Raw genomic sequence first — 12,110 nt, forward strand, 5'->3', positions numbered from 1 at the left:
AAAAGGAAATCACATGATTGCCCAGGAACTGGAAGTCAGCTTGCACATGGCCTTCGTCGAGGCCCGGCAGCAACGCCACGAGTTCATCACCGTGGAACATCTGCTGCTCGCTTTGCTGGACAACCCGAGCGCCGCGGAAGTTCTGCGCGCCTGCTCGGCGAACGTCGACGACCTGCGGGCGTCGCTCACCAACTTCATCAAGGACAACACGCCGCAAGTGGCGGGTACCGATGATGTAGACACCCAGCCCACCCTGGGTTTCCAGCGCGTGATCCAGCGCGCCATCATGCATGTGCAGTCCACCGGCAACGGCAAGAAGGAAGTCACTGGCGCCAATGTGCTGGTCGCGATCTTCGGCGAGAAGGATTCGCACGCCGTGTACTACCTGCACCAGCAGGGCGTCACCCGACTGGACGTGGTCAATTTCATTGCCCACGGCATCAAGAAGAGCGATCCGCCGGAAGCCGTCAAGGGCAGCGGCGAAGCGCCTCAGGGCGAAGGCGAAGAGGGTGGCGGCGAACGCAACGAGAAGGCCTCGCCGCTCGAGCAGTTCACGCAAAACCTCAACCAGCTCGCCAAGGACGGCAAGATCGATCCGCTGATCGGCCGCGAATACGAGGTCGAGCGCGTCATCCAGATCCTGTGCCGCCGGCGCAAGAACAACCCGCTGCTCGTGGGCGAGGCCGGCGTGGGCAAGACTGCAATCGCGGAAGGCTTGGCATGGCGCATCACCCAGGGCGACGTGCCCGAGATCCTCGCCGAGGCGCAGGTCTACTCGCTCGACATGGGCGCGCTGCTGGCCGGCACCAAGTACCGCGGTGACTTCGAACAGCGCCTGAAGGGCGTGCTCAAGTCGCTCAAGGACAAGCCGAACGCCATCCTGTTCATCGACGAAATCCACACCCTGATCGGTGCGGGCGCAGCTTCGGGCGGCACGCTCGATGCGTCGAACCTGCTCAAGCCGGCGCTCTCCAGCGGCCAGCTCAAGTGCATCGGCGCCACCACCTTCACGGAATACCGCGGCATCTTCGAAAAGGACGCGGCCCTGTCGCGTCGTTTCCAGAAGGTCGACGTGGTCGAGCCGTCGGTGCAGGAAACCGTCGACATCCTGAAGGGCTTGAAGTCGCGCTTCGAGGAACACCATGGCGTGAAGTACGCCGTGGCGGCCCTGCAGGCTGCAGCCGAGCTCAGCGCCAAGTACATCAATGACCGTCACCTGCCCGACAAGGCCATCGACGTCATCGACGAGGCCGGTGCTGCGCAACGCATCCTGCCGCCGAGCAAGCGCAAGAAGACCATCAGCAAGACCGAAGTCGAGGAAATCGTCGCGAAGATCGCGCGCATTCCCCCGGCCAACGTCAGCAACGACGACCGCAGCAAGCTGCAGACGATCGAGCGCGACCTCAAGAGCGTGGTGTTCGGCCAGGACAAGGCACTCGAAGTGCTGGCCTCCGCAGTCAAGATGGCGCGTTCGGGCCTGGGCAAGGGCGACAAGCCGATCGGCTCGTTCCTGTTCTCCGGCCCCACGGGCGTCGGCAAGACCGAAGCGGCGAAGCAGCTGGCCTACATCATGGGCATCGAGCTGATCCGCTTCGACATGTCGGAGTATATGGAGCGTCACGCGGTGAGCCGCCTGATCGGCGCGCCTCCGGGCTACGTCGGTTTCGACCAGGGTGGCCTGCTGACCGAGGCTGTCACGAAGAAGCCGCACGCGGTGCTGCTGCTCGACGAAATCGAGAAGGCGCACCCGGACATCTTCAACGTGCTGCTGCAGGTCATGGACCACGGCACGCTGACCGACAACAACGGGCGCAAGGCCGACTTCCGCAACGTCATCATCATCATGACGACGAACGCGGGTGCCGAGACCATGAACAAGGCGACCATCGGCTTCACGAACGCGCGGCAGGCCGGCGACGAAATGGGCGACATCAAGCGCCTGTTCACGCCTGAATTCCGCAACCGCCTGGACGCCATCGTCAACTTCAAGGCGCTCGACGAACAGGTCATCCTGCGCGTGGTCGACAAGTTCCTGCTGCAACTGGAAACCCAGCTCAGCGAGAAGAAGGTCGAGGTCACCTTCACCGACAAGCTGCGCAAGCACCTGGCGAAGAAGGGCTTCGATCCGCTGATGGGCGCACGCCCGATGCAGCGCCTGATCCAGGACACGATCCGTCGTGCGCTGGCCGACGAGTTGCTGTTCGGTCGCCTGACCGACGGCGGTCGCCTCGAAGTCGACCTCGACGAGAAGGACGAAGTGCTGCTCGACATCCAGCCGATCCCGAAGAAGGAAGGCAAGTCGAAGCCCGAAGCCGAGGAAGCCGCCACGGGCTGATCCCGCCTCTCTGAGGAACGAAGTCAAAGGCCGGTAGCATTCGCTGCTGGCCTTTTTCTTTGGGCCGGCCGAAAACACTCCGCCTTCAACCGCTCTTGCCTTGATCCTCCCCGAACTCAGCCACGAATGGAAAACCGGCCTCTCCCTGGCGTGGAGCGGCTACATCGCCGTGCTGTCGATCTGGATCGTGATGCAAAAGCGCGCGCCGGTGTCCACCATGAGCTGGATCCTGTCGCTGGCGCTGCTGCCGTTCGCGGGCTTCATCGTCTATTACTTCCTGGGACCGCAGCGGCTGCGCAAGCAGCGGCTCAAGCGCCTGCGCAACCGCGCGAATGCGCATGCGCAGGCCGACCTGGCGCGGCTGCGTGACGCCTCGCAGCATGCGCCGCCGGCGCTGCAGCAGATGGCCCGGCTGGGCACCGCCGCCTGCGGCCTGCCGGTGTCGAGCGCCACGGGCGTCGAGCTGCTGTCGGGCGGCGCGCGCACCTTCGACGCCATCTTCGAAGCCGTGCGCGCGGCGCGCGACCACATCCACCTCGAGTACTACATCTTCGAGCCTGACCGGATCGGCACCGCCTTGCGTGACCTGCTGGTCGAGCGCGCGCAGTCCGGCGTGCGGGTGCGCCTGCTGCTCGACGCGCTCGGCTCCAAGCGCATCGGCCGCAAGTTCATGGCGCCGATGCACGCGGCGGGCGTGGAGGTGGCGCTGTTCCACGACACCAAGATCGGCCGGCGCCTGCGCCCCGTGACCAACTACCGCACCCACCGCAAGATCGTGGTGTGCGACGGCCGCGTGGGCTTCACGGGCGGCGTGAACATCACCGACGAGGAAGACAAGCGCACCAACCCGAAAGACGCGTACCACGACGTGCATGTGCGCATCGAAGGCAGTGCGGTGCGCTGGCTGCAGACCACCTTCCTCGAGGACTGGAGCTACGCCACCGGCGAAAAGCAGCACCGCTCGGACGCCGCCCTGGACGCGCTGCTGCCCCAGGTGGAGGCGGGCGACATCCCGGTGCAGATCGTCACCAGCGGCCCCGACAACGCCTTCGAGGCCATCCACCGCATGCACGTCGAGGCCATCCATTCGGCCACGCGCCGGGCCTGGCTCACCACGCCGTACTTCGTGCCGGGCGAGCCTGCGCTGATGGCACTGACCAGCGCGGCGCTGCGCGGTGTCGACGTGCGGCTGCTCGTGCCGCGCCGCAGCGATTCGGCCATCGTGAGCGCCGCCGCGCGTTCGTACTTCGACGAGCTGATCGCCGCGGGCGTCAAGATCTGGGAGTACAAGGAGCGCATGCTGCACTCCAAGACGCTGGTGGTCGACGACCATTGCGCGATGATCGGCACCGCCAATTTCGACAACCGCAGCTTCCGGCTCAACTTCGAGGTCTGCGCCGTGGTCTACGGGCCCGCGCTGACCCAGCCGCTGGCGGCGCAGTTCGAAACCGACCTGCACAGCTCCGGCGCCGTGCGCGCCCACCGCCCGCAGACTTTCTGGCGCCGCCTCGGCGATGCCATTGCGCGACTGTTTTCTCCCTTGCTCTGAATGAACCACACCTTTCTCTGGCACGACTACGAAACCTTCGGCGCCGTGCCGCGCCGCGACCGTCCCTCGCAGTTCGCGGCCATCCGCACCGACGCCGAGCTCAACGAGGTCGGCGAGCCGCTGATGATCTATTGCAAGCCCGCGCCGGACTACCTGCCCAGCCCCGAGGCCTGCCTGATCACTGGCATCACGCCGCAGGTCTGCCTGGAGCGCGGCATTCCCGAGCACGAGTTCGCGGCCCACATCGAGCAGGCCTTCTCGCAGCCGGGCACCATCGGCGTGGGCTACAACACCATCCGCTTCGACGACGAGGTCACGCGCTTCCTGTTCTGGCGCAACCTCATCGACCCCTACGCGCGCGAATGGCAGAACGACTGCGGTCGCTGGGACCTGCTCGACGTGGTGCGCCTCACCTATGCGCTGCGCCCCGACGGCATCGAGTGGCCGAAGAAGGAAGACGGCAAGCCCAGCTTCAAGCTGGAAGACCTGGCGCGCGCCAACGGCCTGCTGCACGAGTCGGCGCACGATGCGCTGTCCGACGTGCGCGCCACCATTGCGCTGGCGCGACTCATCCGCGACAAGCAGCCCAAGCTCTTCGACTTCGCCTTCGGCCTGCACAAGAAGGACCGCGTGGCGATGGAACTCGGCCTGCCCGCGATGCGCGAGACCGCCAAGCCCTTCCTGCATGTGTCGGGCATGTTCCCGGTCGAGCGCGGCTGCCTGGCCGTGATGTGGCCGCTGGCCAGCCACCCGACCAACAAGAACGAACTGCTGGCCTGGGACTTGTCGCAAGACCCGAGCGAGCTGCGCGACCTCGACGCAGAAACGCTGCGCCTGCGCCTGTTCACGCGCACCGCCGATCTGCCCGAGGGCATGACGCGGCTGCCGATGAAGAGCGTGCACCTGAACAAGTCGCCGATGGTGGTCGGCAACCTGCGCACGCTGGCACCGGCCATGGCCGAGCGCTGGGGTGTCGACATGGACACCGCCATGCGCCACGCCGCCATCGCGCGTGACCTGCCCGACATGAGCGCGATCTGGTCGCAGGTTTTTTCCCGGCCGAAGGAGGCGACGCCCGATGTCGATGAGGACCTTTACGGCGGCTTTGTCGGCAACGGCGATCGCCGGCGCCTGAACCAGCTGCGCGGGCTGTCGCCCGAGGGGCTCGCCAAGGAGCGCGTGGCCTTCGACGACGGGCGGCTCGAGGAAATCCTCTTCCGCTACCGCGCACGCAACTGGCCCGAATCGTTGAACGAGGAAGAAACCGAGCGCTGGGAAGCGCTGCGCGTGGCGCGCCTGTTCAAGGGCGAGGGCGGGGCGCGCACCATCGAGGCGCTGTTCAGCGAAGTCGATGCGCTGTCCGAGAACGCCGACGAGCGCGGTGAGGAAATCCTGGGCGCGCTGTACGAGTACGCCGAGTCGATCGCGCCCGAGGCCTGAACCAAGACCGAGGGCCGGCATGAACCGCGTCGTACGCCCCAGGCTGTCTCGCGCAGGCATGGCGGGTGCGCTGGCCGCTGCGGTGCTTGCAGGTTGCGCCGCAGGGCCGTCCGGCCACTGCGCCGCGGGCTTCGACGCCTTCGAGCGCGACACCCTCTATTTTGGCCGCGCCATCCCCACGGGCGGTCAGGTGTCCGACGCCGACTGGGCCGACTTTCTCGACACCCGCGTCACACCGGCCTTTCCGCAAGGCTTCACCGTGCTCGACGCCGCCGGCCAGTGGCGCGGTGCGTCGGGGAATGCGGTGCGCGAGCCCTCGAAGCTGGTCGTGCTGCTGCACCAGCGCGACGCGAAGGCCGACACGGCCATCGCCGCGTTGATCGACACCTACCGCCAGCGCTTCGCGCAAGAGGCGGTGTTGCAGGAAAGGCAGTCCGTCTGTGCCCGTTTCTGAAGCCGCTCCTACCGTTCGCCGTCTGGTTCCCGCCGATGCGCCGGCCTACCGCGCGCTGATGCTCGACGCCTACGCGCGGCACCCCGAAGCCTTCACCTCCACGGTCGAAGAGCGCGCCCGCATGCCGCCGACGTGGTGGGAGGCCCGCCTGCGCACGGACGCCGACGCTGCCGAGGTGGTGTACGGCGCTTTCGATGTCGCCGGCGCGCTGATCGGCGCGGCGGGGCTGGGCCGCGAATCGCGGCAGCGCACGCGGCACAAGACGAGCTTGTTCGGCATGGTGGTGGCGGAATCGGCGCGGCGCGCGGGCGCCGGGCGACAACTCGTGCGGGCCTTGCTCGCGCATGCACGCGCGCTCGACGGCGTGCGCGTGGTGCAGCTGACGGTGACCGAAGGCAATCGCCCGGCGCAGGCGCTGTACGAGCGCTGCGGCTTCCAGGTCTTTGGCGTCGAGCCGATGGCCACCGTGCTCGATAGCGCGTTCTCGTCGAAGGTCCACATGTGGTGCGACCTCGACGCGACACAGTCTTCGACTTAGTCGCCGCGCTCGCGCACCATCAGCAGCGCGGGCCCGTCGGGCGTGACCACTTCGCCGAGCGCGCGGAAGCCGGCCTTGGCGTAGCTGCGGATCGCGCGGGCGTTGCGCGGCGACGGATCTGTCTGGATGCGCGTCACCGCCGGGTCGGCGAACAGCTGGTTCGTGAAGGCGCGGACCATCGCGCTGCCGAGCCCGCGATCCAGCTGGTCCGCCTGCGCCAGGAACTGGTCGATGCCGCGCGCGCCCGGGTCGCGTTCGTTTTCCCACCAGCCGTCGCCCGAACCCATCACGACGTACGACTGGATGAATCCCAAGGGCCGCCCGTCGCGCAGTGCGATGTAGCCGCGGTCGGGCGAGTCAGGCGCCAGCATCGGCGTGAAGTCGGCCTCGACCTCGGCGAGCGTCGGCACCGGCGTCCACCATTCGGCCACGTGCGGGCGGCACAGCCACTCGTGGAGCATCGCGAAATCCGTGGATTGCAGGGGCCGGAACGAGATCGAAGGCATGGCGTGCGTCCTAGCGGGAGATCCGGTCGACGATGTCCTGCGCCAGCGAGGCGATGGTCAGCGGCGCGCAGCCTTCGGCGTTGTTGCTCACGGTGACGAAGGCGTTCTGTCCGGCGCCCGTGGTGCCGGCGATCACCTTGGCCAGCGCGGCGCGGGTTTCGGGGTCGGGGTCGAGCACCTTGTCGAAGGGGCCGTACAGTTTTTCGGCGTCTTCGTAGCCGAAGCGGCCGTGGCGGCGGTGCAGGTTCCATCGGCACACCAGCGGCCCGGGCCACAGGGCGCGCAGCATCGGCAGCTGGTCTTCGATGGGCGGCATCTTCGCGTGCAGGCCCATGCAGAAGGTCGCGCCCACGCTGCGCAGCATGTCGGCGAAGGCGGGGCACAGCAGCTGCGGGTCGCGCACCTCGACCGCGAGCACGGCGTCGGGCGCGATCGGCTTCAGGTCGGGCATTGCCGCCAGCATCGCGCCGATGCGGGCGATCAGCGCGGGCTGGTCGGCCAGCAGGTGCGCGGGGATCGGGCTCAGCTGGAACACCAGCGCGCCGATGCGGTGGCCCAGCCCGTCGAGCGCCGGCTGCACGAACTCCTGCAGCGCGATCTCATGGCTCAGGAACACCGGGTTGGCTTGCGTGCCACGGCCGCTTTCGTCGCGCACGGTGGCGTCGGTCACGAGGCTCGGGGCCTTCACGACGAAGCGGAAGTCGTCCGGCACCATGGCCGCGTAGCGCGCGTACTGGCTGGCGGTGAGGGCGCGGTAGAAGTTGCGGTCCAGGCTCACGGTGCGCAGCAGCGGGTGCTGGGCGAGCGCCGACAGGCCGTTCTTCGAGAGCACGGTTTCGGCATAGTCGCCGTCCCAGACCAGGCCGGCCCAGCCCGGATAGCTCCACGACGAGGTGCCCAGGCGCAGCTGCGGCGGCAACTCGGCGGCGAGGGCGACCAGCGCCGCGTCGGGGGCCACCGGCTTCACGGTGGCGCCGCGCGGCTTCTTCGGCGAAGGCGCCGGCGCGTCGGCCGCTTCGGCCGGGCGCGGAAGTTCGGGGAGGTCGGAAAAGAGGGAGTCCTGCACGTCAGCCATGTCTGGGTTGGCATTTTCGGCCAAGCGGGGAGGCCCGTCGGCGCCGGGCACAATCCGCGCCATGACACAGTGGTTGCGTACGCGGGGCGGTTGGTGGCTGGCTTGGGTGGTGCTCACGGCCGCCGGCGCCGTGTGGTTCGCGCGCGCCGAGCTGACCCGGCTCCAGCAGGATTTTGAGACCGACGCGCGCATCGCGCACCGCCTCATGAGCCAGCAGGTGGTGCAGTACGACGCCGTGCTGGCCACGCTCGCCTTGCTGGAGCCCAACGCCGGTGCCGACTACCCCGAGCGGCGCCTGCCGTCGGTGTACTCGTCGATCCTGCGCGTGCAGCGGCGCGCGGCCGATGAGTCCTGGCCCGATGCCGAACACGCCGACGCGCTGGCCGCCGCCGAGGCCCGCTCGCGTGCCGAGCGCCGCGCCGACCTGGCCGTGCTCGACCTGGCGCACGGCCGCTACCAGCTCGTGATCGGCTCGGAGCCGCTGAGCTACGCGCTCGAGATCGACCTCGTCGGCTCGGTGCCCTGGCGCGACTGGCCGATGAACCCGCAGCGCAGTCCCGTGCGACTGGTCCTGCAGCGCGACGGCCAGCAACTGGTGCTGCAACACGGCCAATCGGCCGCGCATGGCTGGCGCTACAGCCTGAGCAAGGAACTGGCGTCGCCGAGCCAGCCTTTCGAGCTGGTGGCCGAGCGCCAGGTCGGCTGGGCCGAGCTGCCGTGGCGCACCATCGGCGGCTGGGCGGTGGCGATGGCGCTGTTGCTGGCGGGCCTGTGGGCCGCGCAGCGCCAGCGCGTCGCGCGGCGCCGCGCCGAGGAGCTGCTGCGCCTGGGCCAGGTGGCGCGCCTCAATGCGCTGGGCGAGCTGTCGGCCGGGCTGGCGCACGAGCTCAACCAACCGCTCACGGCCGTGCTGGCCAACGCCCAGGCCGCGCGCCGCCTGCTCGACGACGACCCGCCCGACCTCGCCACCGCGCGCGACGCGATGGGGCAGGCCGTCGAGCAGGCCCGCCGTGCCTCCGGCGTGGTCGGCCGCCTGCGCCGCGTCATCGAACGCCCCGAGGCCGGCGGCGACGTGAAGCCGCTGGTGTTGCAGGAGGTGGTGCGCAGCGCCATGCACCTGCTGGCGCCCGAGTTCGCGCGCCACGGCGTGGCGGCCCAGTTCGATGCCAGCGCGCAGGCGCCTGTGCGCGTGCAGGCCGAGGCCGTGGCGCTGGAGCAGATCGTGCACAACCTGCTCATGAACGCGATGCAGGCGCTGGACCTCGTGCCCGCGGCCGAGCGGCGCCTCGTGGTCTCGGTCGGTCGCAACGGCGAGGAGGGCGTGCTGACCGTCACCGACAACGGCCGCGGCATCGCGCCCGAGGCGCTGCCGCGCCTGTTCGAACCTTTCTTCAGCACGCGCGAAGGCGGCCTGGGCCTCGGCCTGAGCCTGAGCGAAACGCTGGTCAGCGGCATGGGCGGCAGCCTGAGCGCCGCCAACGCCTCGCCGCGTGGCGCGCGCTTCACCTTGCTGCTGCCGCTGGTGGCACCCTCGACATGAACACGTTGACCGCCACTGCCGACCAGCCCCAATCGCCCCTGATCCACCTGATCGACGACGACCAGGCCGTGCGCGACAGCCTCTCGCTGCTGATCGGCACGGTCGGCCTGCGCGTGCAGGGCTGGGCCGATCCGCAGGCCTTCATCGACGGCTTCGATCGCGCGAGCGTCGGCGCCATCGTGCTGGACGTGCGCATGCCCGGCATCAGCGGCCTCACGGTGCTCGACCGGCTGGTGGCGCAGGGCGTCGACCAGCCCGTGATCATGCTGACCGGCCACGGCACGGTCGAGATGTGCCGCCGCGCCTTCAAGGCCGGCGCGGCCGAGTTCCTGGAGAAGCCGGTGGACGACGAGCAGCTGCTCGAAGCCCTGCAGCAGGCCGTGCGCCAGCATGTGCGCACGCGCGAGCGATCGCAGGCCGACAACGCCGCGCGCGAGCGGGTGGCGCAGCTGTCGGAGCGCGAGCGCGAGGTGCTGGCCTTCATCGTGCAGGGGCTCACCAACAAGGAGATCGCACGCGTGCTGGCGCTGTCGCCGCGCACCGTCGAGACCCACCGCGCCAACCTGTTCGCCAAGCTCGATTGCGACTCGCTCGCGCAGCTGATCCGGCGCTACGCCGTGCTGGCGTCGGATGTAGGAGAAGAGGGCGCTCCGTAGTTCTACGGAGGGCCGGGCGTAGCCGTACGAATGGTTGCAGCGGACCTTATTTTTTACAGTGACACCGTGGTCGGCACAGGCCGGCACGAACCCTCTCATCACTGGAGAAACAACACATGCAATCGATCATCCGCGTTGGCGGCCTCGCCGTTCTGCTCGCTGCTTCCGTCGCCCAGGCCCAGACGCCGGCCCCCGCTGTTCGCACCGAGAAGAACATCTCGCTCGCGCTGGCCAACCAGATCGCCGCAGAAACCGTGGCTGCCTGCGCCGCCAACGGCTACAACGTGGCCGCCACCGTGGTCGACCGCGCCGGCACCGTGCGCGCCGTGCAGCGCGCCGACAACGCCGGCCCGCACACGCTGTCGTCGAGCGAACGCAAGGCCTGGACCTCGGCTTCGGCCAAGAGCCCCACGCAAGCCATGATGGAAGGCGCCCAGAAGAACCCCGGCGCCGCCAACCTCGTCTACCTGCCGGGCTTCCTGCTGCTGGGCGGCGGCGTGCCGATCAAGTCGGGCAACGAAGTGATCGGCGCCGTGGGCGTGGGCGGTGCGCCCGGCGGCCACCTCGACGAGCAGTGCGCCAACGCCGCGCTCGAGAAGGTCAAGGGCCAGCTCTGATGACGGCGCGCGGTCTCTGGTCGGCGGTGCTCGCCGCCGCGATCGGCTGGAGCGCCGCGCCCGGCGCGGCGGCCCAGGTGCCGCCGCTGGCTGCCGAAGTGCTGGCCTACGAAGGCCTGCACCGCGCCGCCTGGCACGGCGACCTGCCCAAGCTCAAGAGCCTGATCGCCTCCGGCGCCAGCCTCGATGTGCGCGACGCGCGCGGCCGCACGCCGCTGCAGGTCGCCACCTATGCGCGCCAGCGCGACGCCGTGACGCTGCTCGCCAAGGCGGGCGCGAACATCGACCTGCTCGAAGACGACCGCTACGACGCCGTGACCATCGCGTCCGTGGCCGACGACGTGACCACGCTCACGCTGTTGCTGCAACTGGGCGCCAAGCCCGGGCAGGTCACCAGCCGCTACGACGGCACCGCCTTGATCGCCGCCGCGCACCTGGGGCACGACGAGGTCGTGCGCCGGCTGGTCGCGGCCGGTGCGCCGCTGGACCACGTGAACAACCTGCACTGGACGGCGGTGATCGAATCGATCGTGCTCGGCGACGGTGGCGCCCGCCACCAGCGCACGCTGGCCGCGCTGATCGCCGGCGGCGCCAACCTGCAACTGGCCGACCGCCAGGGCCTCACGCCGCTGCAGCTCGCCAAGGCGCGTGGCTACACCGCGATGGTGAAGCAGCTCGAAGCGGCACGCGCCAAGTAGCCTGCCGCACCGCAAGCCGGGGGCGACTCGGGGACAATCGGACCTCCCCACGAGGAACCCGCCCCATGTACATGCCTCCGCAGTTCAACGCCAAGGACCCGGCCGTCGCGCTGGGCCTGATGCGCGCGCATCCCTTTGCCAACCTGATCTCGAATAACGACGAGGGCTTGCCCTTCGTCACCCATCTGCCCATCGTGGCCGAGCCGCGAGAGGGCGATGCGCTGGTGCTGCTGGGGCACTGCGCCAAGCCCAACCCGCACTGGCGCTACCTGCAGGCGCGGCCGCGCGCGGTGGTGGTGTTCCAGGGGCCGCACGCCTACCTGTCGCCTTCGGTCTATCCCGACCTGGCGCGGGTGCCGACATGGAACTACCTCGCGGTCCATTGCACCGTCGAAGCCCGGCTCGTCGAGACGCCCGAGGCCAAGGACGCGCTGCTCAAGAAGCTCATCGGCGACCACGAGCCGGCCTACGCCCAGCAATGGAAGGACCTCGGCGAGGAGTTCCAGCGCAAGATGCTGGCCGGCATCATGGGCTTCGAGCTGCACGTGACGGCGCTGCAATGCAAGATCAAGCTCAACCAGCACCGGCCCGAATCGCATGCGGCGATGCGCGAGGTCTATCGCGCGGGCTCGGCCGACGAGCAGGCGCTGGCCGTGTGGATGGACCGGCTCGGCATGGCCGTCGCACCGGAGGCGCGCTGAG

12 protein-coding genes are annotated in these 12,110 nt (G+C 69.1%); 10 read left to right on the forward strand and 2 right to left on the reverse strand.

All coding sequences use genetic code 11. From position 1 onward, the window contains the following. The first annotated feature begins 13 nt into the window (after positions 1 to 13). The 5 genes from clpA to AC1RL8_RS01530 all read left to right on the forward strand — a co-directional run bounded on the left by clpA (position 14) and on the right by AC1RL8_RS01530 (position 6,316). Positions 14 to 2,335 carry an ATP-dependent Clp protease ATP-binding subunit ClpA gene (gene clpA / locus AC1RL8_RS01510; RefSeq protein ID WP_062471453.1) on the forward strand — a complete coding sequence of 774 codons (2,322 nt, stop codon included), beginning with the start codon at positions 14 to 16 and terminating at the stop codon, positions 2,333 to 2,335. Positions 2,336 to 2,435: 100 nt separating this feature from the next. After that, entirely contained in the window at positions 2,436 to 3,884 is a 1,449-nt protein-coding gene (gene cls, locus AC1RL8_RS01515; RefSeq protein WP_492685602.1) for a cardiolipin synthase, read from the forward strand. After that, positions 3,885 to 5,324 carry an exodeoxyribonuclease I gene (gene sbcB, locus AC1RL8_RS01520; RefSeq protein ID WP_159271896.1) on the forward strand — a complete coding sequence of 480 codons (1,440 nt, stop codon included), beginning with the start codon at positions 3,885 to 3,887 and terminating at the stop codon, positions 5,322 to 5,324. It abuts the gene before it with no gap. 19 nt (positions 5,325 to 5,343) lie between these two features. Beyond that, positions 5,344 to 5,778 (forward strand): DUF3574 domain-containing protein, encoded by a 435-nt coding sequence (locus tag AC1RL8_RS01525; RefSeq protein WP_492685603.1) that lies wholly within the window; start codon positions 5,344 to 5,346, stop codon positions 5,776 to 5,778. Further along, positions 5,765 to 6,316 carry a GNAT family N-acetyltransferase gene (locus AC1RL8_RS01530; protein ID WP_492685604.1) on the forward strand — a complete coding sequence of 184 codons (552 nt, stop codon included), beginning with the start codon at positions 5,765 to 5,767 and terminating at the stop codon, positions 6,314 to 6,316. The genes AC1RL8_RS01525 and AC1RL8_RS01530 overlap by 14 nt, the downstream gene beginning before the upstream one ends. On the opposite strand, the gene AC1RL8_RS01535 is transcribed toward AC1RL8_RS01530, so the two are convergent. After that, on the reverse strand, positions 6,313 to 6,822 hold the full coding sequence (locus AC1RL8_RS01535) for a GNAT family N-acetyltransferase (protein ID WP_492685605.1): 510 nt from the start codon (positions 6,820 to 6,822) through the stop codon (positions 6,313 to 6,315). The genes AC1RL8_RS01530 and AC1RL8_RS01535 overlap by 4 nt on opposite strands. A 10-nt stretch (positions 6,823 to 6,832) precedes the next feature. Then, complete coding sequence (locus AC1RL8_RS01540) at positions 6,833 to 7,897, reverse strand: DUF72 domain-containing protein (RefSeq protein WP_492685606.1); 1,065 nt, start codon at positions 7,895 to 7,897, stop codon at positions 6,833 to 6,835. 61 nt (positions 7,898 to 7,958) lie between these two features. On the opposite strand from AC1RL8_RS01540, the gene AC1RL8_RS01545 reads away from it, so the two are divergent. From AC1RL8_RS01545 to AC1RL8_RS01565, 5 genes are all read left to right on the forward strand, one after another. Continuing rightward, positions 7,959 to 9,437 carry a sensor histidine kinase gene (locus AC1RL8_RS01545; protein ID WP_492685607.1) on the forward strand — a complete coding sequence of 493 codons (1,479 nt, stop codon included), beginning with the start codon at positions 7,959 to 7,961 and terminating at the stop codon, positions 9,435 to 9,437. Continuing rightward, positions 9,434 to 10,093 carry a response regulator transcription factor gene (locus AC1RL8_RS01550; RefSeq protein WP_492685608.1) on the forward strand — a complete coding sequence of 220 codons (660 nt, stop codon included), beginning with the start codon at positions 9,434 to 9,436 and terminating at the stop codon, positions 10,091 to 10,093. Before AC1RL8_RS01545 ends, AC1RL8_RS01550 begins: the two co-directional genes overlap by 4 nt. A gap of 116 nt (positions 10,094 to 10,209) precedes the next feature. Beyond that, positions 10,210 to 10,710 (forward strand): GlcG/HbpS family heme-binding protein, encoded by a 501-nt coding sequence (locus AC1RL8_RS01555; RefSeq protein ID WP_056581174.1) that lies wholly within the window; start codon positions 10,210 to 10,212, stop codon positions 10,708 to 10,710. Next, positions 10,710 to 11,408: an ankyrin repeat domain-containing protein gene (locus AC1RL8_RS01560; protein ID WP_070060562.1), complete on the forward strand. Its 699-nt coding sequence runs from the start codon at positions 10,710 to 10,712 to the stop codon at positions 11,406 to 11,408. The genes AC1RL8_RS01555 and AC1RL8_RS01560 overlap by 1 nt, the downstream gene beginning before the upstream one ends. Positions 11,409 to 11,473: 65 nt before the next feature. Next, positions 11,474 to 12,109 (forward strand): FMN-binding negative transcriptional regulator, encoded by a 636-nt coding sequence (locus AC1RL8_RS01565; RefSeq protein WP_492685609.1) that lies wholly within the window; start codon positions 11,474 to 11,476, stop codon positions 12,107 to 12,109. Position 12,110: the final 1 nt, after the last annotated feature.

This window comes from Variovorax sp. GW822-FHT04E09 (genome assembly GCF_058800845.1).

What these genes read in the sequence shown, in the direction of transcription:
- clpA (WP_062471453.1), top strand. Translation starts at nt 14, where the DNA reads ATGATTGCCCAGGAACTGGAAGTCAGCTTGCACATGGCCTTCGTCGAG.
- sbcB (WP_159271896.1), top strand. Translation starts at nt 3,885, where the DNA reads ATGAACCACACCTTTCTCTGGCACGACTACGAAACCTTCGGCGCCGTG.
- AC1RL8_RS01525 (WP_492685603.1), top strand. Translation starts at nt 5,344, where the DNA reads ATGAACCGCGTCGTACGCCCCAGGCTGTCTCGCGCAGGCATGGCGGGT.
- AC1RL8_RS01535 (WP_492685605.1), bottom strand. Translation starts at nt 6,822, where the DNA reads ATGCCTTCGATCTCGTTCCGGCCCCTGCAATCCACGGATTTCGCGATG.
- AC1RL8_RS01540 (WP_492685606.1), bottom strand. Translation starts at nt 7,897, where the DNA reads ATGGCTGACGTGCAGGACTCCCTCTTTTCCGACCTCCCCGAACTTCCG.
- AC1RL8_RS01545 (WP_492685607.1), top strand. Translation starts at nt 7,959, where the DNA reads ATGACACAGTGGTTGCGTACGCGGGGCGGTTGGTGGCTGGCTTGGGTG.
- AC1RL8_RS01550 (WP_492685608.1), top strand. Translation starts at nt 9,434, where the DNA reads ATGAACACGTTGACCGCCACTGCCGACCAGCCCCAATCGCCCCTGATC.
- AC1RL8_RS01555 (WP_056581174.1), top strand. Translation starts at nt 10,210, where the DNA reads ATGCAATCGATCATCCGCGTTGGCGGCCTCGCCGTTCTGCTCGCTGCT.
- AC1RL8_RS01560 (WP_070060562.1), top strand. Translation starts at nt 10,710, where the DNA reads ATGACGGCGCGCGGTCTCTGGTCGGCGGTGCTCGCCGCCGCGATCGGC.
- AC1RL8_RS01565 (WP_492685609.1), top strand. Translation starts at nt 11,474, where the DNA reads ATGTACATGCCTCCGCAGTTCAACGCCAAGGACCCGGCCGTCGCGCTG.